Consider the following 22,770-nt stretch of genomic DNA (forward strand, 5'->3'; position numbering starts at 1 on the left):
CCGACCATTTCGACAATGGTTGGGAAGATATGGAGTTGATCGAGTTTGCTGACGGTACCGTGCTCGATTTGGCCGGGATCGCCGCAAAAACGATCAGCGATCAGAATGGGGACGGCGACGATGTGGTGCGCGGCAGCAATGGCGCTGACACGTTCCACGGCGGGGTCGGCAACGACACACTGATCGGGGGTGCTGGCGCGGATACCTACATCTACAGTCTTGGCAATGGCAGCGACACGATCAACGATAACAGTTCCTACGGGACCGACCGCTTGGTCTTCACGGATGTGAATGCCGATGACGTGACCTTTTCGCAGAATGGCGGTAAGGATCTGGTGATTACGCTGAGCAATGGCGAAACGGTTACAATCACCGACCACTTCGACAATTCCAAGGAACAGATGGAGCAGATTGAGTTTGCGGACGGTACCGTACTAGATCTGGCCGGGATCGCCGCGAAGTCCCTATTGGGTGGCTCCGGTGATGACACCATTGTCGGCTTTTCAACAGACGACGTGCTTTCTGGCGGTGCTGGGGATGACGTTCTGACTGGCGGAGCTGGCGCTGATGAGTTCGTATTTGATACCCAGACGGCCAGTGGTGCTGATCGGATCACCGATTTTGAGTTGAATTCAGACCAAATTCAACTTGCTGGAAGCTCCTACGCAGATCTTACATTCGTTGACACTGGATCCGGCACACTAGTCGAATGGGACAACGGCTCGGTTGAACTCGATGGCATTGCTGTAGCATCGCTGACAGAAGATCAATTCTCGTTCGTATAAAAATCTCTACCCCTGGGCGGTGACCAATTGCACTGCCCAAGGATAACTTGATTTAAGCCTCCTACAGCCCCACAAACCACCTTGCCGCTATCCGTGGCACCCGAAATTCCGTTACCTGCGTTAAAACCACCGTTAAAAACGCTGTACGGCGATCCTGATATCTTTCCCTCGCCTACGATTTCACAAATCGCTTGGGAGCGGCCTTGAGGTGCGCCCCTTAGAGTCCGCGTTTACACGGCCTTGCAGCACCAAATTATACGCAGCTGCAGCAAAAATCGTGCTGCGAGCACGCGCAGCGAGAATTAGACACTTCCTCTATGGGCTCCTTCCCGCCATTCTCCGCAAGCTGCAGGAACGTCAGCTTGGCCCTACGTGACTTGCGTTGCCCAACAACCGTTACTTGGAAGTCCACGCTTTCACCTGACACGCCGGGCGTGACGAAAACCTGACCCTGAATGCCCATTGGAGTGCATCTCAATTGCTGCATTCGGATCGATCAGGGCTTTCCGAAACAGGTCATTCTGGGCCGCAATCTCTGCCGCCTGAAGGCTGGTGTCATTTTCGATATTATTTGTCGCTTCGGTGTTCAAAACCGTCTCTCCTTTTGTGGTGGGACCTCCGGGGCTGATCCCCTTTGGTGCAGGTTTTGAGCCGAGCCCTGAAAGCGCGTCGTCTCTAAAACCTGCCCCGTGGCGAACGCGGAGAGGGGCGAGACAGGACAAATCGACAAGAGTGGTGCGGCCCACAGCGCCCTGCGCAAGGACACGGTCTTGTCTATTTGTCTTGTCCGAGGGGGGAGGCCGCGCCTTCCCCTTGCCGGAAGGCGGCGTTTGGCTTGTCCAAATCCCGCCTGACATGGGCAAAGATGCCAAAGGATCTTCGATCCTGCTGGAACGCAAAAGAGATCATCACCCGAATGGGTAGATCACCACAGCATAGATCGACCATGACCCAAAGCCCCTGCCCCGGGTCGCGAGAGACGGATCAGGGGCAACTCGGCACCTTTCGTGAGGTCGGTCACAGACTCAGGTGTTGGTTGCAACTCAGTTGCAGGTAGGGCCTGTTGACCAAACCTCGAATATAGGTCGCGCCAGCGCTTGGCCCTTGAAAAACGCTTTCGGGCCGGGCAGTCTGGCACAGGACTGCCATCTGCAATTGCAATCAAAATCCTGAGGCACAATCCTTGCGGGACTTACGCGTCTGCTTCATCGGCGACAGCTATGTTAACGGCTCCGGCGACGAAGACTGCCTGGGTTGGATCGGGCGGCTTTGCCAAGGGCGTTTCGATCGCAGCTTTCGACTTACATTCTATGATCTCGGCATTCGTGGGGCGACCACCGATGAGATCCGGGGCCGCTGGAAGCGGGAGGCGACGGCACGGTTTCCTGAAGGCGCCGACAATCGGGTGGTATTACAGTTCGGGATTAACGATGTCGCGGAGTTGACGGGATCTGGACGGCGCGTTGAGGAAGACGTATCGATCGCCAACGCAGAGGCCATCGTTCGTGAGGTTTCTGGTCTGTATCCGACTCTCTGGGTTGGTGTTCCTCCGGCAAACGTTGCTTGCTCGCCCATGCGGCCAAGTACCGATATGGAGATTGTCTTCAGCCAGGAATCCGCGGTCGCACTGAATCGGCGCTACCGGGAGTTGGCTGAACAATTGAATGTACCTTATCTTGACATTCAAACGCCGTTGCTCGCCAATGACCGCTATATGGACAGCCTGACGCGTGGAGATCGTATGCATTGCGACGGATCAGGATACGCCATCATGGCGGACATAGTGGACCGCTGGGAGCATTGGTCCGACTGGTTTTCTGACCGATCTTGAGCGCCAACGATCGTTCAGGCAATTCTAGTCGCGCCAAAAGCTTCCGCCACATAGAGAAGGCGCTGCGTGCACCCATACTGAATGCTTCATCAAGGTGCGCAACCGCCGTGGTGTTAGCCGTACCAGAGCAGGCTCTGCGCAAAGCCGGCGCCTGGATTATGCTGTCTTCCCACACCGCAGGTGAGGGTTGGCGGACCGCGTTCAAAGCGTAGGGTTGTCTACCTCGCACGCTCTGTCTTTCGCGGACCGACCTTGGACCGTGGCAAGGACGGCCCATTCCGGACTGATGAGCTGACATCAAGATGTCGCAGTGCGCCCGTCGAACCTGCCGCTCGCCGCAAGCGCGAAATAAGAGGCCCCAAGAAATTACAAATTCACATTTGAATTGTAGGTCAGACTAGGCTTCGGGACCCAACCAATCCTGTGTCTTACCGTCGGCCTTCAATTTCTGAGCGAGCAAACTCAGCTCTTTGTAGATGATTCCTGCAGCGGGGTGCCAAGCGGCTATATCTTTCCCTTGTTGCGAGACGACAAAGGTGTCGCCTCGTGATGCAGGTCCCGTAAGCGCTCCCAGTGGTCCATAGGCGGCAACATTCTCACAGGTGGCTTGAAGCAGTGTGGTGTTCAGTTGCTTTGCAATGTCATCAGGCACTCCTGCGGTAACCCAAGCCTCACGCGCGATCGCCTGCAAAACCACAGTGAAGTTATTCGAAATCACGGCGGCCGCATGATAAAGGCTTTTGCTATCGGATTTGATCTGAAATGGGATTCCACCAATCTCGGCCAGAAAGCCTTTGATAATATCCAAGGCAGAGTCGTCGCCCTCAATGCCACAAAGCGTTCCCTCGAATTGCTGGATCGCGATTGCCGGCTCTGCGAACGTAAGTACCGGGTGCACGCTGGCCAGTCGCCAAGCTAACTTCTTAAGTGGCGCCATTTTGTCTGCCGGAAAGAAACCACTGCAGTGAAACGCAACTGGAGGCGGTTCATTGGCATCGTGTTGACCAACAACTTTTGCGAGTTCGGTTGCTGCAATTGAAATCTGAGAATCCGGCACCGCCAAAATCCACAAGTCGGCCGGCGCTAGGTCCGCGTATTTCTCCACTGCTCTGCCCGTTCCCGCAAATTGGGCGGCGTTTTCCGCTGATCTAAACCGAGAACTCACTATGTCTTGAACCGAATACTTGGATGAGTGTCGCAAAAGGCCGAGGATGGTTTGACCCACGCGACCGGCACCGACAAAATTTACTCTGATTTTTGCCATTCAATGGCCTCCGACCTATACGCTCATACTTCCTTAGGGAACATGCTAAGCGACAGACCATTTCATCAATACCAATTTTTCCAAGGCAACAATCAACCGGAGCGGCCCAAAGGCGACTCTGGATGTACCCCGCAATTTTGCAGATGCAGCCTGCTTTCCGGACATTCGCCGCGAGAGCAAAATCTGGAAGCAATTGAATTCATACATCGCTAACAAAGCTGGCCTTCAGCGCATTACGATCTTTTTGCGAGATTTCGTTGATTTTCGGGAACCTTTCCGCCCGTCCTGCATCCAAAGAACCAGGTGCGCACAAATGCGCATCTGAAGACAAACCTGGAGAGGACCCAACCATGCTTAGAAAAACAGCAATTGTTGCCGGATTTATCGTCGCTGCTGTGCCAGCCGCCAAAGCGCATGATGAGCAAGCCCTCGCGAATGCCCCCGCCGGAGATCCTTATGTAAAAGTGAGCGACGTTCTCCCCTTACCCGAGTTCATCCCAGGTCTGGGAACACTTTTTGTAGACCCGGCCACGCTGCCCGCTGGTCCGTTCCTCGCCTATGATCGCGACGGTCGATTGTCAGCCACGGTTTACATGACACCGCTCGACGATCTGCAAAACGGTACATCGTTTGACGGCCTGAACATCGGATCGCACACCGTCAGCTCGACTGACATATACTTCAATGCCGGGCATCCCGGGGTGGACAAGCCACACGCGCATGTCGTTCTTTTTCACGACGAAACCGCCAAAGAGCGTCTGGCAGAATGATCTGCACGCGACGCCATGCCGTTTGGCTGGGGGGATGTGCAATTGCTACCGCCGCTGGTTCCCGGGTCGCGCTCGCGCGCCTTGCCACTACGATAGAGATGCGCGGAAGCCCGCGGGGTGAGCGCATCTGGTATGATCCTATTGGAACTGCGGTGGCTCCGGGTACCACCATCCGATTCATCAATCGCGATCCCGGCAACAGCCATACGGCAACGGCCTATCATCCGGTAAACCATGATCGAAGGCGTCGCATCCCCGCTAAGGCCGACTCATGGGACAGCAACTTTTTGCTTCCGGATGAGTATTTTGAAATCACCCTGACGGCACCCGGCGTTTATGACTATTATTGCCTACCGCACGAGATGGCGGCGATGGTCGGTCGCATTGTGGTTGGAACACCAGACGACACCGACTGGGAGGGAAGTTCAAACGACAAAAGCGATGTGTCGGAAGACGTCCTGAAAGCATTGCCCTTGGTGCAGAAAATCCTTTCAGAAGGGACCGTTCGCAAGGAAGACGGATCATGAAAGTTCAAATGAGCCTCAGACAACAAGCCTCGAACGATGTAGCCAAATCGGAAGCCGAGCTTGTAAAGGCTGCGCGTGAAGGAAGCGAACTGGCCGTCCGGGAACTCATCCGCCGCCTGAACCCCCGCCTGTTTCGCGTTGCCCGAGGTATAGTGGACAGCGAAGCCGAGGCGGAAGAAGCGTTGCAGGAGGCTTATCTCTCGGCGTTCAGCAGGCTGGAGGGATTTCGTGAAAATGCCCGCTTTTCTACCTGGATCACCCGGATCGTGATCAATACCGCGCGAATGCAACGCAGACGAGCACGTACTTCTGAAGAGTATAACACAGTGGACGAGTCCAGCTCACCTAGGGTGATAACTTTCCCAGGGCAATGTTCTGAGCTTCCCGATGCAATGCTTGGACGCGCGCAACTGAGAGACATTCTCGAAACGGCCGTTTCCGAGCTGCCGCCAAATCTGAGACTGCCGTTTCTTCTGCGCGAGGCAGAGGATATGAGCATTCTTGCCATTGCAAGCGAGCTTCAGATCAACCCGATAACCGTAAAAACACGCCTATTCCGCGCCCGTCGCCGGTTGCGCACCATCATCGAACACCGAGTTCGGGGCGGGTTCGAAGCAATCTTCCCATTCGGCGGCAATCGCTGCGCCAACATGGCCGATCGCGTTGTGGCGCGACTGCATGCAAGCGGCGCACTTTGACGGAGAAAACACGGCCCATAGCCGACTTTGAGCACCCTGTTGGATTTCTGCAGCCGCAGCCCGCATTCCGGCCATTCGCTGCAAGCGCAAAATCTAAAAAGCCAGCCGTCGGGGATTGCGCGAGAAAGGCGACAATTGGCTCCTGATCGCGAATGTCGATTTCATTTCCGCATTCTGAGTTGGTTATCGAATTTGAACAACCCGCGAACTATTGAAGCGCTCACAGAAGAGTGCTTGTGTTTCAGTCAGAACGACGAAGGAGTGCATGCACTAATGACTTTGCAGGGCGTATCACCGGCATTCCGAAACCTGTGTGGCAGTATGCTCGAGAAATAATAAGCGTCTCCGGGACCCAGAACCCTGGACTGCCCGTCTACCGTGACTTCCAGCCGTCCTTCTATCACAACAGCGCATTCCTCACCTTCGTGAGACAGTTCAGCTCGACCCGAGTCAGCACCTACTTCGTACTCCTCAATCAGCATCTGTAGTTTCCTGTCTCGGCGCTCACCTGCAACCAACAAATAGGAAACCCCAGGTGACCCAAGATCGCGCATGGTTCCATGGGGAAAGTAAAAGCTGTCTTCATTTTTGAGTTCAAAACTAAAAAAGAACCCCAGATTGATATCAACGCCCGCCAGAATCTTCTTGAGCAAAGCAACAGAGGGTTGGGTCGATCCGCTTTCGATTTGAGAAATTGTCCCGCTACCAACTCCAGCACGCTTGGCCATCTCACGCTGGCTGAGACCCTTTGAGGTACGAATCAGTTTTAGGCGACGAGCCGTTTCCAAATCTGATGACAAAACCGTTACCTCAATGATTTCTCGCGTTTGATCGAAAGCACTTTATGTGAGCACGGTCTGTTTTTCAACAACTTACACTTTCCCACAAAGCCGGGTGTGCGGAATGTCTGAACTCTGCAAAGATTTGGCATCAAATGAAAATCTGCCTCACGAGGAATGAACGTGCTTGATCAACCCAACACAATGTCATCGTTTTGGATGCCGTTTTCAGCCAATCGTGATTTCCTTCGCGAGCCCCGAATGATCCAGTCGGCCGACGGGATGTATTACACCAGTTCCGATGGTCGAAAGGTCATGGATGGTACCGCCGGACTGTGGTGCGTCAACGCTGGTCATCGTGATCCGCTGATCGTCGAAGCGGTGCAAAAACAGGTGCACGAGCTGGATTACGCACCGAATTTCCAGTTCTCCCACCCTCAGGCGTTTGAGTTGTCGGCAAAGCTGACCGCGATGATGCCTGAGGGAATGAATCACACCTTTTTCACCAACTCTGGCTCCGAGTCCGTTGATACGGCGCTCAAGATTGCGCTGCATTATCACCGGATGCGCGGTGACGGGGCCCGCACCCGTTTGATCGGGCGAGAGCGCGGCTACCACGGCACTGGCTTCGGCGGAATCTCGGTCGGCGGTATTGTTAAGAACCGCATGCATTTTGGCACGCTTCTCACCGGTGTCGATCACCTGCGCCATACCCATGATCTGGAGAAAAACGCATTCTCACGTGGATGCCCGCAACATGGGGCAGAACTGGCGGACGATCTTGAACGGTTGATCGCGCTTCACGATGCGTCGACCATTGCAGCCGTTATCGTTGAGCCGATGGCGGGGTCCACCGGTGTGCTTCTACCGCCGAAAGGATACCTGAAGCGGTTACGGGGAATTTGTGACCGCCATGGAATTCTGCTGATTTTCGACGAGGTCATCACCGCCTTTGGTCGTTTGGGTACCGCGACTGCTTCGGAGTATTTCGATGTTAAGCCGGACATCATAACGACGGCAAAAGGCCTAACCAACGGTGTCATCCCGATGGGGGCTGTCGTTGTTTCCGATGCGATTTATGACTCGGCGATGGAAAACGCAGATGCGCCGATTGAGTTGTTCCATGGCTATACCTATTCCGCCAATCCTGTGTCCTGCGCCGCCGCATTGGCTACGTTGGAATGCTACAAGCAAAACGATCTGTTCCGCCGCGCAGCGTTGCTTTCGGGGCCTTGGGAGGATCAGCTTCACGGCCTCAAAGGCCTGCCAAATGTCATCGACATTCGCAATTTGGGACTGGTGGGCGCAATCGAGCTTGCACCACGAGAGGGTACGCCGGGAGCGCGGGGCTTTGATGCGATGAAACGGGCCTGGGATGCCGGGATCATGATCCGGGTCACCGGCGACATCATCGCGCTGTCGCCGCCGCTTATCATCTCGGAACCTGAAATAGAGACACTCTGTCAAACACTTGGAGAGGTATTGGCTGACCTGCCATAACCCCTGACTGCTAACCCCAAAAGGACTGACATCATGAAAGATGCATCCCCGATCACTTTGATCGGCCACTACATTAATGGCCAAATTACTGTTCGTTCCGGCGAAAACACTCAACCGGTCTTCAACCCCGCAACCGGTGCTCAAACCGGCGAAGTGTCGCTGGCGACAGTACAAACAGTTGGCGACGCGGTTGCTGCTGCCAAAGCGGCGTTTCCTAAGTGGTCGAACACGCCACCGATCCGGCGCGCCCGCCTGATGAACAATTTCCTAGCCCTCGTTCGTGAACACAAGGACGAGCTCGCTCGTGCCATTACGGTTGAGCACGGCAAGGTTTTCACCGACGCTCAGGGCGAGGTTGAGCGCGGTATTGATATCATCGAGTTTGCCTGCGGCATTCCGCAACTCCTCAAGGGCGACTACACGGAGCAAGTCTCCACTGGCATGGACAACTGGACCACGCGTCAGGCGTTGGGTGTTGTCGCCGGGATCACTCCCTTCAACTTCCCGGTCATGGTGCCGATGTGGATGTTCCCGATCGCCGTCGCCGCAGGCAATACCTTTATCCTGAAGCCGTCGCCAACCGACCCGTCCGCATCCCTGCTATATGCGGATCTGATGCAGAAGGCTGGTTTCCCCGATGGCGTCTTCAACGTCGTTCAGGGTGACAAGGTCGCCGTGGATGCTTTGCTGGAGAACGACGACGTTAAGGCCATTTCCTTCGTCGGCTCGACCCCGATTGCCAACTATATCTACGAGGTTGGTGCGCGGCACGGCAAACGCGTTCAGGCTCTGGGTGGCGCAAAAAACCACATGCTGGTGATGCCGGACGCCGACATGAACAAGGCAGCCGATGCTCTGATCGGAGCGGCCTATGGGTCGGCGGGCGAACGCTGCATGGCGATTTCGGTGGCCCTTCTGGTTGGCGATGCCGCTGACAAGCTGATGCCGGTTCTGAAGGAGCGTGCTGAGACGCTGAAAGTAAAGAACGGGATTGAGCTGGACGCAGAGATGGGCCCGATTGTCACCGCCGCTGCGCGTGACCGGATCAAGGGTTACATCGACTCTGGCGTTGAAGAAGGTGCTGACTTGCTGGTCGATGGCCGCGACTACAGCGTCGAAGGGCACGAGGAAGGTTATTTTCTGGGTGGCACCCTATTCGACAATGTCACCCCGGACATGAAGATCTACAAGGAAGAGATCTTTGGCCCGGTTCTGTCCTGCGTACGCGTTTCGAGCTTCGCGGAAGGTCTGCAACTGATCAACGACCACGAGTTCGGCAATGGCGTGTCGCTGTTCACCCGTGACGGCAACGTCGCGCGCGAATTCGGCAAGCAGGTTCAGGTTGGCATGGTCGGTGTGAACGTGCCGATCCCGGTGCCGATGGCCTGGCATGGGTTTGGCGGCTGGAAGAAGAGCCTGTTCGGCGACATGCACGCCTATGGCGAAGAGGGTGTTCGTTTCTACACCAAGCAGAAATCCATCATGCAGCGCTGGCCCGAAAGCATCTCGGAAGGTGCTGAGTTCGTCATGCCAACGGCAAAATGATCATTCGATCCAAGGAGTGAAGAACATGTTCATTGGTGTTCCCAAGGAAATCAAGAACCACGAATACCGTGTGGGTCTGACCCCGGAAAGCGTCGCGGAACTGGTCTCGCAGAGTCACAACGTCATCGTGGAGACCAATGCTGGTGTTGGCATTGGCGCGGACGACGATGCCTATCGTGCCGCTGGTGCGGAAATTGCCGAAGCCGCGGCCGATATCTTTGCCAACACGGAAATGATCGTGAAGGTGAAGGAACCGCAGGCTGTCGAGCGCGCCATGCTGCGCGAAGGCCAGATCCTCTATACCTATCTGCATCTGGCACCCGATCCGGAGCAAACCAAAGATCTGGTGAACTCGGGTGCGGTTTGCATCGCCTATGAGACAGTAACCGACGAAAATGGTGGCCTGCCTTTGCTGAAACCGATGAGCCAGGTTGCCGGTCGCATGTCGATCCAGGCCGGTGCCAGCGCATTGGAGAAGGCCAAGGGCGGTCTGGGTGTGTTGCTGGGCGGGGTGCCCGGCGTGAAGCCCGGCAAGGTCGTCGTAATCGGTGGCGGTGTTGTTGGGTTCAACGCAGCTCAAATGGCGGTTGGCCTGCACGCGGATGTTACCATTCTGGACCGCAATCCGGCGGTCCTGGAAAAGTTGGAGAACCATTTCGAAGCTTCGGCCAAGGTTGTCTATTCGACCAAGGTCGCGCTTGAAGAAGAAGTCACCAACGCCGATCTGGTTGTGGGCGCGGTTCTGATCCCGGGTGCTGCTGCGCCCAAGCTGGTCACGCGCGACCTGATTTCGAAAATGAAGCCCGGTGCGGTCGTCGTGGACGTGGCGATTGATCAGGGCGGCTGCTTTGAAACGTCCAAAGCTACCACTCACGCAGAGCCCACGTATGTTGTCGACGATGTTGTACATTATTGCGTCGCCAACATGCCGGGCGCAGTCGCCCGAACTTCGACCTACGCGCTCAATAACGTCACGCTGCCGCACGCTCTGGCGATCGCCAACAATGGCTGGAAGCGGGCGCTTGCGGATAATCGTCACCTGATGAACGGCCTGAACGTGGCCCACGGCAAGGTGACATACAAGGCTGTGGCTGATGATCTCGGATACAAGTTCGTCGCCCCGGAACTTTGCTGACACCAGCAAATTTATCGCCCGCTTCGGCATGCTGCCGGGCGGGCGTTACTCGTCAACTAGGAGGAGATACTCGATGAGTTTTAATAAGTTTACCACAGGTATGGCAGCTGGCGCACTGAGCGCCCTGATGTCAACTGTCGCAATTGCGGAAGACATGACGCTGCGTTTTGCCGGCGTGTTCCCGATCGACCACCAGGGCACAAAGATGATGGAGCAGGTCGCAGCAGATGTTGCCGCTGCAGATGTTGGCCTTACGGTTGAAGTCTTCCCTGCGAACCAGCTGGGTTCTGGTGAAGCGCTGTTCGAAGATGTCGCACGCGGCAATATCGATCTGGCCTCGGCGTTTATCTATGCCGATACCGACCCGCGCCTTGAGTTTTTGTCCATGCCGTTCCTGTTGGGCGGTTGGGATGACATGCAGAGCACCCTGCTCAACATGGATTCCGAGTTCAACACCATCCTGCAGGAGATCACCGACGAATATGGTGTGACTGTGATGGCGCAGAACCCTGAAGGGTTCATCGGTATCGTCGCTTCGCAAGAGCCGGAGAACTGGAGCAACTTTGACGACAAGGGCATGAACATTCGTGTTTGGTCGTCCAGCGTTGTAAAATCGATGGTCGAAGAGCTGGGCTACCAGGCGACAACTATGGCTTGGGGCGACATCTTCCCGGCACTTCAGGCCGGTATCGTCGATGGCGCAATCTGCTGCACAAAGACAGCAACCTATTCCATCTTCGCCAAATCGGATGTTGGGACCCACTTTGTCGAGTATAACTCGATTTCGGAACTCACAACATTTTACGCCTCGCAACGGACGCTCGACAAGCTGAATGACGAGCAGCGCGCGGTGCTGCAGGCGGCGATGACCAAAGCCTCAGAAGACTTCTTTGCTTACAACCGCGAGAATGACGAAGTGTTCGGTCAGAAACTGCTGGACAAAGGTTACACCATCCTGCGCCTGAACGACGAAGAGCAGGCTGCAATGGCTGCACATGTCCAGGAGAAGGTCTGGCCTTCGATGGCTCAAAACGTCGGTCAGGACATCATCGACCGGCTGCTGGCAGCCAAAGAACAACAATAAACACTAAAAGAAGGGCCAGCACATCAGTTGGCCCTTCTTTGTCTTTGGCTCAACAAAGGGAGGGAGAAAGATGTCTAGCTCAGAAGCTGACCGTCCACTGGTCGTCGAAAGCGCAGAGAACAAGACTTCGCAAAAAATCACCGACGAGCTGCCAGTTGTTATCGGGTACCCATTGAAAGCAGTCGCGTTTGTCATGAGACAGATCGTCATGTTTTCCGGTTTCCTGATGGCATTCACGTTTGGAGCTGTTGTTGTCATCCGGTATGGGTTTGGGGGCGATCTTTTCGCCTATGAAGAATGGCTTCTGGGCATCAGCATCATCGGCTTTTTTGCAGGCGCTGTTTTGGCCTCTGCACGCAACCTGCATATCAACGCAGATATTCTTGGCATCGTGATACAGAACCCCAGACTGATCTGGTGGCGCGGCTTTGTCGTCCTGACGATTGAGGTTCTGGTGATCCTGTTCCTCATGTACGCGTGTTATGTCTCGCTGCTCGATGACTTCTCTTTCCCACGGTTGCGGGCAACCCCGGTGCTGCGAATTCCGTTTGTCACTTGGCGGATTTTTATCATGATAGCCTTTGGCTTCATGGCAACGTTCACGGCTGCTTATCTGTACGTGCATATCCGTAAGGGGCTGGGTCTGCCCCTGAGATCAGAAATGCAAAAAGGAGAAGCCCAATGATTATCGGAGGAAGTCTCCTAATCGTCTGCCTTATGCTGCTGTTGGGTGTAAGCGTATATGTGGCATTCGGAGCGGTCCTGATCTTCATCGCCCTTGTTGGGGACCAAGGCATCACGGGCTATCTGCCGACCGGCTCTACGGGCATCCGTTCCCTGGTGCTTCTGGCGATCCCGCTCTTCATGATCGCTGGTGGCATCATGGAAAAGGGTAAGATCGCAGCCCCTCTTGTCTCGTTGGCTGAAATGTTCATTGGCCATATCAAAGGTGGGCTCAGCGCCGCTGGAGTATTGGCCTGCGGTGTATTTGGCTCCATCTCTGGTAGCGCCAATGCCACGCTGACCTGTATTGGCGGCATCATGATGCCCCACCTGAAAAAGGCCAACTATCCAGGCGGGCAATCAGCGGCACTGATCGTGGCTGCAAGTCCGCTGGGCCTTTTAATCCCGCCAAGCTCTACGATGATCCTGTATGGCTGGGTCGCACAGCAACACGTCCTGAAGTGCTTTCTTTCTACGGTTCTGCCAGCGTTCATCCTGATCACGCTTCTGATTGTGGTCAACCAGTTCATGCTGCGGAAATACGACGACATTAACCTGACGGAGCGTCCCAAGCCGTTTCTGCCAACATTTGGTGTACAGGCGCGCCTAGCTGGGCCAGCACTGATGATGCCTCTTATCATTTTGGGTGGAATCTATGGCGGCATCATGACACCAACCGAGGCCGCCGGTATCGCCGTGGTCTACTCGATCCCGATCGCGATCTACTTCTACCGTGGTCTGACGTGGAAAACGCTGGCTCAAACTATCCAAAACTCGGGCGTTACGATTGGCGTAGTCATGGTCATGATCTTCATGGTTCTGATCGTATCCGATAACCTGATTGCGCAAGGTGCGCCACAGCTGGCAAAACAAATGGTCTATTCAGTATCTGAAAATCCGATTGTGGTTCTGTTGATGATCAACATCGTGTTGATCCTGATCGGGATGCTGATGGATGACATCTCGGGTCTGCTTTTGGCGACACCGATCTTGCTGCCCATTGCTCAGAGCACTGGCATGGATCCTATCCACTTTGCGGCTGTGATTGGCGTGAACCTGGGCATGGCAAACATCACGCCACCAACTGCACCACTGCTCTATCTTGGTGCCCAGGTCTGTGACGAGCCGGTGTCTCGTATGCTTTGGCCGACTTTGATCTTCATTGTCTTTGCCTGGCTTCCCACGCTGATGCTGACAACTTTCGTACCAGAGTTGGCCCTCTTCCTGCCGGACCTCCTGCTCAGCAGGTAGCGACGGGAAAGCACAAAAGCCCAGGACGAAACAGCACACACCCCAATCTTACGGTTGGGGTGCCTGAGCGCCCTCCCGAAGATGAAGTGGGAGAGGCCAGTTAGTAGAAGATAACTGAAAACCCAGATACGGAGGATTGAAGTGTATAAAAATATCCTAGTCGCGCTGTCTCTAGAACACGGCATCAGTGAACACGCACTTGCGGCGTCACATGCTCTTGTGTCCGAAGGTGGAAAAATCACTGCCGCGCATATCCATGAACCCCCAAACAGACAGATAATGTACTATATGGATGAAGGGATCGCAGAAAAATCTCTCCAAAAAGCAAAGGCGCGCTTGGCCGAGCGCCTAAAAAGTGAGACCGAGGTATCGTCTATCCTGCTCGAGAGCCAATCCGCAGGTCGCGCAATCACCGAATACGCAAACAAACATGGCATCGACTGTATCGTCCTCGCTTCGCATAAACCTGGGATGAAGGAGTTCTTTCTGGGATCGACCGCCGCTCTTGTCGTTCGCCACGCTCAGTGTTCGGTGCATGTACTCCGACTGTGACGCTGGCGCCTGCAACATGTCAGTAACTTTGCCCTGTGAAATCAGCGGTGATAAGCAGGTCTCACAGCGACCAAGGTCTGCATTTGGCGTACCTGCAAGAATTTCACTTTGCGGCATTTGAGAGTTAGGGCCCACAGCCGACCTCGGCGGCAACGCGGCATCCTGTGATATCCTCTTTCGTCAACGTCGGGTTGTCGTTGTGGGCGGGCATGGCGGATCGGAGGATCAGTTATGGAAACACCAAATTTACCTGCCATTCGCGCACTTCGCCCAGCTTGGAACAAGGGACGCATCGTCGGTCAGAAACGACCGTTGAAACCCAAACACGTCTGGGCAATTCGAGTAAGGTTAGAACTCGCAGAGAACCATCGCGACCTCGCTCTCTTCAATATGGCCATCGACAGTAAGTTGCGCGGCTGCGATTTGGTTAAGATGAAAGTCGTTGACATTATGGCCTCTGGTCAGATCAAGGAGCGGGCTTCCGTCCTGCAAAGTAAAACTCAGAAACCGGTCCGCTTCGAAATTTCTGAAGGAACTCGGGCCTCTGTCGAGAAGTGGATGGAAGACGAGCACATGGTTGGGTCCGAATACCTTTGGCCAGGGCGTTTCCATGAGCGTTTGCACATTTCAACACGCCAGTATGCGCGGATTGTACGTGATTGGGTAACGTCTATAGGTTTGGAAGCAAGCGCTTATGGCACACATTCAATGCGTCGGACCAAGGTCACCCAAATTTACAAAAAGACGGGCAATCTGCGCGCGGTGCAACTCTTACTTGGGCATACAAAGATGGACAGTACCGTTCGGTATCTCGGTGTTGAGCTTGAGGATGCACTTGCCATAGCAGAGGCCATTGAAATCTGAATACTACGGGCCGCTTTCGTTGGCGGCCCAAAGGAGACATCCAGTGCACCCCTCGGATGCTGCGGCTGCTGCCCGCGTTCCTGCCGTTCGCTGCGCAAGCGAAATCTGGGCTTTGGTGAACTCACGGTAAGCTGACTTTGCCGTCTTTCGATCTGGAGCCTTCGCTAAAGCAGCACTTGCTCGCGGTCGCGGCATACTTATTGTTGCGTCGCGGCAAGTGTCACCAATCAGGTCATTCGCAGCCGTTGTATTTGCGTTAACGGGAACCGTACCTTCGCCGCGGCTCGGTCGGACGAGCAAGACGCGGGATATGGCAAGTATTGAAACATTGGTTTTTGCTTCGTGTTTGAACTGATTAGAAACGAGACGCCAATTTTGTGTCTTCTTGCTGTTAAGCTTTTTTGACGAGCATAATCTTGTTTTTCCGATACGGGACTTTACGCTACTGACGAACCCGATAGCCGGAAGCAATGATCCGGTTAATGAGAAGGGCGACGGCCTGGTGCATATCCTTTTCATCGTTATTGCCGACCGCTGTTTCGTGGGCAGCAGCTGCGTCACGCAGAACTCCCACAATTTCATGTTCGGGCAGGAGCTCACGATCTTTGATTGCAAGCAAAAGCGCTTCACAAATTGAGAGTGCGGCCATTCCTGAGTGGTCTTGCCGGTCAGCCATGGTAGACGTCCTTTTTTAACAGGCGTCCAAGCAAGGAAGCGCCACAATGAATTGCATCATACTGGCATAGATTGCTGTATACTTAACTGATCGAAAGCAGTCTTGGCGTCGGATAGTTTCGCGGGCTGCTCATCGATGAAGGAAGAACACTTGCGCACTATCAAAAACAGTCCACTCACCCGAAAGCTTTCAAACTTCGTCGCTCTGACTGAGGTTGAACTTGCGGTATTGGCACGCCTGCACAAGCGTCGCAGAACCTTTGAAGCCGGACGTGACCTTGTGCATCAAGGGCAATCAGAGCAGGCTGCCTACATTCTGGCCTCGGGCTGGGTTTGTTCCTACAAAACCCAGACTGACGGGTCGCGTCAGATCGTCGATTTCCAAATACCGGGTGACTTTCTGGGCTTGCGAAGCGTTCTGCTGCACACCTCGGATCACAGCATAGAACCAATCATGGAAATCCAAGCCATTGAAGTAGTAGTGGATGATCTCCTGGAAGCATTTGCGCAAACGCCCCGGCTGGCGACAGCAATTCTTTGGGCGGTCTCTCGAGATGAAGCGATGGTGGTTGAGCACCTGGTCAACATAGGACGGCGAGATGCGGGTGAGCGCATGGCGCATTTTCTATTGGAACTTGGTGTGAGGCTGACTCAGGTCGGGATGGCAAGCAAGACGGGATACGCCTGCCCACTGACACAATACCACCTTGCCGATGCACTGGGACTGAGTGCCGTACATGTTAATCGTGTCCTACGGCAACTGCGGGAGAAGGGGCTGGTTACTTTTCAATCCGGGCAAGTGGTATTTGATGATTATGAAGGACTGGTGACGTTGGCCGGTTTTGACCCCACTTATCTGGATCAGGCCGGGCCACTGTTGAAGCAATAAGTTCACCCCTACAGCGATGCCGGGATTTTGATGATCGTTGCCTGTTAGAGACGGAATTCGCTTCGGCAGATTTGGGATTTCACTGAAAAAGAAGCGCAAGATAAATACAGTCCGATTGCGGTACTGGATTTCCTGCGCTTCTCAATTACTCGTTAAGAACACGCCAGCAAATATCCCGCCAACACACATCACGTTGCCGGAATCCAAACATCGTTGCACTGACGCAGGTTAGTCAATTTTTGGCAGTGTGCCTGATCCTCGGGCACCAAATGCATTTGAGATTCCAATAAAATCTCAGGTCATTGGCCGCCGACTAACATCGATCAGCGCGCGCCTGCCATTTGCACATTATTCTAAATTACAACGCCAGTACTACCGCGGCGCTTACGAGCGTGTACCGCGGCAGACTGCGCGGGGAAGATCCAACAAACTAAATGGAGGACAAAGGTGAGCACAAGATCGTCCAGTTCTTTGGTGACGTTTTCAAATCCGTTCTCTTTGTCCGGCTACCCGGATGTACTTCCTGCAGGCGAGTATGAAGTAGTTGTCGAAGAAGAGCTACTGCAGGGCCTGAGTTTCGAAGCATATCGCAGAACCGGAACCTACCTGACAGTTCGGGGCAAAGGCAGCAAGCCAGGCCGCACGGAAATGCGCCCAATTGACCCAGAAGATTTTGAACTGGCGCTTAAGCACGACCAGACCTTGGCCACATCTAACAATGACAGCGATGCGGCGCTTTCCCCGCAGGAGGAATAGATTATGAACACGCCCGAATGGCTTAAACCCGGAATCTACGGTGCTCTGATCGGCGGGGTTTTCGTAGGCGTCGTTGGATTTTCATGGGGTGGATGGATGACCGGCGGTAGCGCGGACAAGATGGCCAACGCCATGTCCCGCGACAATGTAATCGCTGCGTTGGTTCCGGTCTGCGTCGACATGGCGAGAACTGACGCCCAACGCGCCGAAAAAATAACGACGATCAAAGAGGCTTCTTCTTTCAAGCAGAAGGATGCCGTCATGGCGGCTGGCTGGGCAACGGTGCCGGGATCCCAAACTCCTAACAAAGACCTGGCGCAGGCCTGTATCGAGGGGCTGAACCTGGATGGATCGTAACTCAATCACTCAACATTCGGACAACGCCGTTTGCATCAGGGCAAATCGAAAAAATCAGTACCGGTTTTGCGCTCACTTAATGGCTGCGTTGTTTGTTGTCGTCTTCAGCAGTTTGGCGGGCTCCTTTATCTCATCAAGTCCCGCATCGGCCGAAACAAATTCGATCCCGGATAACGCGCATCCCAAAAAGTATGGCGACGGTTGGGAATGCGATTTGTCCTATCGGTTGAAAGGCGAAGAATGCGTGGCCATTGTCGTGCCGGGAAATGCCTACCCCACAAACAGAACCTATGGCTCAGGGTGGGCATGTATGCATGGCTTTGTTGAAGTTGGCGGCACCTCATGCACTGAAGTGATTGTGCCTGAGGGTGGATATCTCGATCCATCAGGTGAGAGGTGGCGGTGCCTGCGTGGATACACAAGAGTAGACGATAGCTGCCAGAAAATCGTGGTGCCGGATAATGCTTACCTGACGAATAGCACTTATGGATCTGCATGGCGTTGCAACCGTGGCTACGAAAAAGACGGAGAAGCATGCGTGGCAGTAGCGGTGCCGGAAAACGCTTTTCTGAACGCATCAACCAGCGGGCGTCCCTGGACGTGCGAGCGTGGGTATTTTGAGCGCGACGGACGGTGCGATGCCGTGTTTGTGCCTGAAAATGCTTTCTACGATGACGCGATCCATGGAGTTGGATGGAAATGCGAACGTGGCTACGAGGCGTCCGGTGATCGCTGCAATGCAATCGAGCTACCGGCAAATGCCCATATCGACCGATCCGGCAATGGGTGGCAATGCCACAAAAACTATCATCGATCAGAAGGGCTGTGTGTTCTGAACCAGTGAGAATTCAGACAGAAAGCCCACTTTCCCAAACTTCACAATTTTTGCCCGTCCTTACCAAGGACGCGCGTTTCACACTCTAAAAAGGAACAAATATGAAACCCGTACCCATTGCGTCGGATGCCAAGCAGTTCATTGCCAGCGATGCGCAAAAGCTGGCGCCTGAACAAGCAATTTTTCCAGAGCTTCACCGCAAGACACTCGTGACAGATACACCGACTGCAATTGTGTATTGCGAAGGAAACTTCGCAAAGATCGATGGCAAGACGGCTAATGGTCTCGTTCGACATTCACAGGCCTATCGCGTTCTTTCGGTGATCGACAGCACGTATGGCGGTTGTGACAGTGGCAAAGTGCTTGATAATATCGCAAATCAGGTTCCCATCTTCGATGATCTTGATGCCGCCGTCGCTAATGAAGCTACGATCCCCGACACTTTTATTTACGGAATGGCGCCGGCCAGCGGCAGAATGTCCCTTGAGGATCGCGAAGTTGTTGTGGATGCGATAACGCTCGGAATGAACATCGTCAGTGGGCTGCATGAATTTCTTAGCGATGACAAGGAGCTCGCCGGATTTGCCAAAATTCACGATGTCACGATACGCGACATTCGCAAGCCGCGGCCAAATCCCGACCTGCGCCTGTTAGATGGCAGTATTGGAGACGTCCAGGCGATCCGCATCGCGGTGTTCGGCACCGATTGTGCAATTGGAAAGCGTACAACAGCGACAATCCTGACAGGCGCACTTAACGCGCATGGGATCAAAACAGTTTTGGTCGGCACCGGCCAAACTGGTTTGATGCAGGGCGCCAAGTATGGTGTCGCGATGGATTCGGTGCCGCCGCAATTTTGTTGTGGCGAACTTGAGCGCGCTGTCGTTGCGGCATCCGAGGGTGAGCACCCGGATGTAATAGTGATCGAGGGCCAGGGCGCGCTAAGCCATCCGGCTTTTTGCACATCAGCCTTCATTCTGCGAGGCAGTCAGCCACATGCAGTTATTCTTCAACACGCGCCTAAACGAAAACGTCGATGTGATTTCCCCAACATGACTATGCCCGACCCTTGCGATGAAATCACCCTGATCGAGGCTTTTTCGAACACAGAGGTAATTGGCATGACGATCAACCATGAAGGAATGAATGATGTTGAGATTTCAAAGGCCATCACAGACTACAACTGCAAATTGTATCTCCCGGTCACTGACGCATTGAACCGTCCTCCAAAAAACTTGGTGAATATGGTTCTATCTGCCTTTCCGCGCTTGCAACCCGTACGTGCTACGACGATTGAATGAGCAAGCTGCGTATCGACGTTGATCTGGACAAAATTCGGTACAACACACGGTTCCTGGTCGACCACCTTAGACCCCGCGGAATTACGGTGACAGGTGTGACAAAAGCCGTTTGCGGTCATCCTGAGATTGCGAATGCTATGCTTGAAGGTGGCGCGACAGGGCTGGCGGACGCGCGGATCAGCAATATCATGCGTATGCGCGATGCTGGAATCTCGTGCTCCATATCCTTGATCCGAACGCCCATGCTGAGCCAGGTCGCGCAAGTCCTTGATAACTGCGATGTCAGCTTCAACACTGAGATGGACATTATCGCCAGCCTGGCCATCGAGGCGCTGGGGAAGAACATTACTCACAATATTATCCTGATGGTGGAAATGGGGGATATGCGGGATGGCATCTTGCCTGAACACCTTGAAAGCACTGTGTCTCAAATTCTTAGAATGGAAGGGATTTCTCTGAAGGGGATTGGCGCAAATTTTGCCTGTCTGGGTCATGTGGCACCCTCTGCAGGAGCAATGGAATTGCTTTCGTCGCTTGCCGCCGACACCGAACTTGCAAGTGGACCCGCTCTGGAAACAGTGTCAGGCGGCGGCTCTGCCAGTTTGCCATGGGCGCTTGGCAAGGGGGCGACCGGAAAGATCAACAACCTGCGTCTGGGTGAGGCCATCCTGCTGGGTACCGATCCCGTTTCGGGGTACGCGATCGACGGGCTTTACACAGATGTTTTTACGCTTTGGGCGGAAGTGATCGAAACGAAGACCAAATCAAATCCAAATCCCTTGCAAATGATTTATCCTATACCTTCAATGCAGTGTGTGACTTTAGACAGTCCTTCGAATACTCGGTCGATCCTTGCGATTGGACTCCAGGACACTGATGCGGCGGGTCTAATATTCCCTGCTGGCGTCACGTTCGTCGGAGCCACCAGTGATCATATCGTTGTTGAAAACACCAATTGTCTGCTTCGCCCCGGTGGCGAGGTGAAGCTGAAATTGAACTATAGCGCGCTCTCGCGCGGCATGGCTGCACCCGATGTAGCAAAAGTCTTCCATGGTGATGGCGCATTGGTTGACTGCACCGCAGCGAACACTGATCGCCCATATTCGAAGCGAAAGTAGCGCGCCAGGGTTGCCGCCGCCTCGGTTCTGCTTCAGCCACCCGTCTTATTCTACGGCTTTACGTAGTAAATGAGGCACCCAATCCCTATATTGGATGTAGCCGCATTTACTTTTCACACCCCATCTGGGCTCGTGAGTGTTGCGGACAATCAAAGGATCAAAATGATGTCTTTCAAAGACCTGACGACCAGAGCGGCTGCCGCACTGAAGGAAAACGATGCGGACGCGTCAAAAAAAGAAGTGACGTCGAAAGGGCAGGACACCGTCCCCGAAAAACCAAAGCCTAAACCTCAAAACTGATAATACCCTGCCGGGAGCGGGTGGCTTGTTCTTGTTTACATCTCCGAGCGAGCGGTATCAGCAAAGGAGAACTACCCAAATGAACCAACTAATCAGCAAGACAATCGCAGTCTTTTCCAGGCCGTTTACTTTCCCTGGCTTCGACGAATTACTCCCGGCAGGCGAATACGACATAGAAACTGAGCTTTCCGCACCACCAGATTATTTGGATCCAGAAGCCTGGAAAGCATCAGTGCTAATCTTTCTGCATCCACGGAAATCTCACCCCGGTCTGGCGCGTACCTTGACCGTTTCTCTTACTGATTTGGAGAGAGCCCGCGCAAAGGATAAATTGTCTTCAAAGCAGTTGTCGCAGTTCTTGCTCGACCAACTTTTGGCCGATCCCATGGTGCAATTGATTATGGAAGCGGATGGCGTTTCAGAGACTCAACTTCGGCACCTCTACTCGGAGTCGCTCATCTCTGAGGCAGACGACAGATCATCAGATCAACGAGCCCTACCGCAAGGATGCGGAAACGGTTCTCGGTATACTTTCGCTGTCCAAGCTGCTGAGAACGAAGGAATGCCGGTTCGTCCTAATAAAACCCCTCGGATTACAGGCCGTCCCATCGGACAGTCTGAACCAGGCAGTTCCTTCAATCTCAAGGCTTAGGGCTCGGAACTTTCTTTTCCAGTCGCTGTATAAACCAAAACAGAAATCGAGGCTAAGAACTGATGGAAGACTCCGACAACGAAGCAGATACGATCATGGCTCGCGCCCACAATGACGTGCCGCAAGAACGCCCGTGTCTTCGTTGCAGAACTCCATTCTGGAGCGAAGGGTTCGGAGAGCGGATTTGTCGACGCTGCAAGGGGTTGAACGCGTGGCGAAATGGCGTATCGGAAAGCCCTGGGTTTGCTCGGCGTCGCTGATGTACTGACATGTAGTGGTTCCGATGTGATCTGACAGTTGGCCGTTTTTCCCGTGGTGTATGCCAGATTAAGTTTGGTTCCGGATCTTTTCCTTCCTGATCTCTTTGCTCTCGATCATGGTTTGGAAGGGCGTTCTTCTGCAACACATTTTGCCCTGATGAGTTTGCTCTTGGTTGTAGTGGTGCAGCCATTCTTCCAGATCGGCTTGCAGCGAAATCTGCGCCGCGAGCGCACGCAAAACGATTATGCTATGTCCGAGTTGGACTCTCTCCTGCCATCAGATGCAATGCAGCATCTATGGTACATTGGGCCGGTCAAC

Annotated in this window: 24 protein-coding genes and 1 pseudogene; 21 read left to right on the forward strand and 4 right to left on the reverse strand. The window is 54.1% G+C overall.

The window, feature by feature from the left end; translation table 11 throughout:
* The coding region (locus tag GOX88_RS22810) for a calcium-binding protein (protein WP_302478216.1) at positions 1-785 on the forward strand (785 nt) is incomplete at its 5' end.
* A 1,183-nt stretch (positions 786-1,968) separates the two neighbouring features.
* On the forward strand, positions 1,969-2,616 hold the full coding sequence (locus GOX88_RS22815) for a GDSL-type esterase/lipase family protein (protein ID WP_170407613.1): 648 nt from the start codon (positions 1,969-1,971) through the stop codon (positions 2,614-2,616).
* Positions 2,617-3,013: 397 nt separating this feature from the next.
* Here GOX88_RS22815 and GOX88_RS22820 read toward each other — a convergent pair whose 3' ends face one another.
* Positions 3,014-3,880 carry a Rossmann-like and DUF2520 domain-containing protein gene (locus GOX88_RS22820; protein WP_170407616.1) on the reverse strand — a complete coding sequence of 289 codons (867 nt, stop codon included), beginning with the start codon at positions 3,878-3,880 and terminating at the stop codon, positions 3,014-3,016.
* Between the two features lie 350 nt (positions 3,881-4,230).
* On the opposite strand from GOX88_RS22820, the gene GOX88_RS22825 reads away from it, so the two are divergent.
* The 3 genes from GOX88_RS22825 to GOX88_RS22835 all read left to right on the forward strand — a co-directional run bounded on the left by GOX88_RS22825 (position 4,231) and on the right by GOX88_RS22835 (position 5,875).
* Entirely contained in the window at positions 4,231-4,650 is a 420-nt protein-coding gene (locus GOX88_RS22825) for a hypothetical protein (RefSeq protein ID WP_170407619.1), read from the forward strand.
* Between the two features lie 98 nt (positions 4,651-4,748).
* The gene (locus tag GOX88_RS22830; RefSeq protein ID WP_254443412.1) at positions 4,749-5,177 is read left to right on the forward strand and encodes a cupredoxin domain-containing protein; all 429 of its coding nucleotides are present in this window, start codon (positions 4,749-4,751) and stop codon (positions 5,175-5,177) included.
* Positions 5,174-5,875, forward strand: coding sequence for an RNA polymerase sigma factor (locus GOX88_RS22835; protein WP_170407625.1), 702 nt, complete (start codon positions 5,174-5,176; stop codon positions 5,873-5,875). The genes GOX88_RS22830 and GOX88_RS22835 overlap by 4 nt, the downstream gene beginning before the upstream one ends.
* Before the next feature lie 245 nt (positions 5,876-6,120).
* On the opposite strand, the gene GOX88_RS22840 is transcribed toward GOX88_RS22835, so the two are convergent.
* Complete coding sequence (locus GOX88_RS22840) at positions 6,121-6,675, reverse strand: cupin domain-containing protein (RefSeq protein WP_170407628.1); 555 nt, start codon at positions 6,673-6,675, stop codon at positions 6,121-6,123.
* A 156-nt stretch (positions 6,676-6,831) separates the two neighbouring features.
* Between GOX88_RS22840 and GOX88_RS22845 the strand changes: the two genes are divergently transcribed.
* The 8 genes from GOX88_RS22845 to GOX88_RS22880 all read left to right on the forward strand — a co-directional run bounded on the left by GOX88_RS22845 (position 6,832) and on the right by GOX88_RS22880 (position 15,308).
* Positions 6,832-8,154, forward strand: coding sequence for an aspartate aminotransferase family protein (locus tag GOX88_RS22845; protein WP_170407631.1), 1,323 nt, complete (start codon positions 6,832-6,834; stop codon positions 8,152-8,154).
* A gap of 33 nt (positions 8,155-8,187) precedes the next feature.
* On the forward strand, positions 8,188-9,699 hold the full coding sequence (locus tag GOX88_RS22850) for a CoA-acylating methylmalonate-semialdehyde dehydrogenase (protein ID WP_170407634.1): 1,512 nt from the start codon (positions 8,188-8,190) through the stop codon (positions 9,697-9,699).
* 25 nt (positions 9,700-9,724) lie between these two features.
* Entirely contained in the window at positions 9,725-10,834 is a 1,110-nt protein-coding gene (ald, locus tag GOX88_RS22855; RefSeq protein WP_170407637.1) for an alanine dehydrogenase, read from the forward strand.
* A 73-nt stretch (positions 10,835-10,907) separates the two neighbouring features.
* Positions 10,908-11,918, forward strand: coding sequence for a TRAP transporter substrate-binding protein DctP (gene dctP / locus GOX88_RS22860; RefSeq protein ID WP_170407640.1), 1,011 nt, complete (start codon positions 10,908-10,910; stop codon positions 11,916-11,918).
* A 70-nt stretch (positions 11,919-11,988) separates the two neighbouring features.
* Positions 11,989-12,603 (forward strand): TRAP transporter small permease, encoded by a 615-nt coding sequence (locus GOX88_RS22865; protein WP_170407643.1) that lies wholly within the window; start codon positions 11,989-11,991, stop codon positions 12,601-12,603.
* Positions 12,600-13,892, forward strand: coding sequence for a TRAP transporter large permease (locus tag GOX88_RS22870; RefSeq protein ID WP_170407646.1), 1,293 nt, complete (start codon positions 12,600-12,602; stop codon positions 13,890-13,892). The genes GOX88_RS22865 and GOX88_RS22870 overlap by 4 nt, the downstream gene beginning before the upstream one ends.
* A 141-nt stretch (positions 13,893-14,033) precedes the next feature.
* Positions 14,034-14,444 carry a universal stress protein gene (locus tag GOX88_RS22875; RefSeq protein ID WP_170407649.1) on the forward strand — a complete coding sequence of 137 codons (411 nt, stop codon included), beginning with the start codon at positions 14,034-14,036 and terminating at the stop codon, positions 14,442-14,444.
* A gap of 231 nt (positions 14,445-14,675) precedes the next feature.
* A complete protein-coding gene (locus GOX88_RS22880; protein ID WP_170407652.1) occupies positions 14,676-15,308 on the forward strand; it encodes a tyrosine-type recombinase/integrase in 633 nt (210 codons plus the stop codon).
* A gap of 442 nt (positions 15,309-15,750) precedes the next feature.
* Here GOX88_RS22880 and GOX88_RS22885 read toward each other — a convergent pair whose 3' ends face one another.
* Positions 15,751-15,984: a hypothetical protein gene (locus GOX88_RS22885; protein ID WP_170407655.1), complete on the reverse strand. Its 234-nt coding sequence runs from the start codon at positions 15,982-15,984 to the stop codon at positions 15,751-15,753.
* A 135-nt stretch (positions 15,985-16,119) separates the two neighbouring features.
* Between GOX88_RS22885 and GOX88_RS22890 the strand changes: the two genes are divergently transcribed.
* The 8 genes from GOX88_RS22890 to GOX88_RS22920 all read left to right on the forward strand — a co-directional run bounded on the left by GOX88_RS22890 (position 16,120) and on the right by GOX88_RS22920 (position 22,191).
* Positions 16,120-16,872, forward strand: coding sequence for a Crp/Fnr family transcriptional regulator (locus GOX88_RS22890; protein WP_170407657.1), 753 nt, complete (start codon positions 16,120-16,122; stop codon positions 16,870-16,872).
* A gap of 447 nt (positions 16,873-17,319) precedes the next feature.
* Positions 17,320-17,628, forward strand: coding sequence for a hypothetical protein (locus tag GOX88_RS22895; protein WP_170329073.1), 309 nt, complete (start codon positions 17,320-17,322; stop codon positions 17,626-17,628).
* Between the two features lie 3 nt (positions 17,629-17,631).
* A complete protein-coding gene (locus GOX88_RS22900) occupies positions 17,632-17,985 on the forward strand; it encodes a hypothetical protein (protein ID WP_170329075.1) in 354 nt (117 codons plus the stop codon).
* Positions 17,975-18,829 carry a hypothetical protein gene (locus tag GOX88_RS22905; protein WP_170329077.1) on the forward strand — a complete coding sequence of 285 codons (855 nt, stop codon included), beginning with the start codon at positions 17,975-17,977 and terminating at the stop codon, positions 18,827-18,829. The genes GOX88_RS22900 and GOX88_RS22905 overlap by 11 nt, the downstream gene beginning before the upstream one ends.
* 92 nt (positions 18,830-18,921) lie before the next feature.
* On the forward strand, positions 18,922-20,121 hold the full coding sequence (locus GOX88_RS22910; protein WP_170407660.1) for a DUF1611 domain-containing protein: 1,200 nt from the start codon (positions 18,922-18,924) through the stop codon (positions 20,119-20,121).
* Positions 20,118-21,239, forward strand: coding sequence for an alanine/ornithine racemase family PLP-dependent enzyme (locus GOX88_RS22915; RefSeq protein ID WP_170407663.1), 1,122 nt, complete (start codon positions 20,118-20,120; stop codon positions 21,237-21,239). Before GOX88_RS22910 ends, GOX88_RS22915 begins: the two co-directional genes overlap by 4 nt.
* 165 nt (positions 21,240-21,404) lie before the next feature.
* Positions 21,405-21,539 (forward strand): hypothetical protein, encoded by a 135-nt coding sequence (locus tag GOX88_RS23675; protein WP_260026602.1) that lies wholly within the window; start codon positions 21,405-21,407, stop codon positions 21,537-21,539.
* Between the two features lie 79 nt (positions 21,540-21,618).
* Positions 21,619-22,191: a hypothetical protein gene (locus GOX88_RS22920; protein ID WP_170407666.1), complete on the forward strand. Its 573-nt coding sequence runs from the start codon at positions 21,619-21,621 to the stop codon at positions 22,189-22,191.
* Between the two features lie 327 nt (positions 22,192-22,518).
* Here GOX88_RS22920 and GOX88_RS23585 read toward each other — a convergent pair.
* Positions 22,519-22,665 (reverse strand): annotated as a pseudogene (locus tag GOX88_RS23585) (IS481 family transposase); the annotation flags it as partial.
* Positions 22,666-22,770 lie beyond the last annotated feature (105 nt).

Source organism: Ruegeria arenilitoris (assembly GCF_013030985.1).
Lineage (GTDB): Bacteria > Pseudomonadota > Alphaproteobacteria > Rhodobacterales > Rhodobacteraceae > Ruegeria > Ruegeria arenilitoris_B.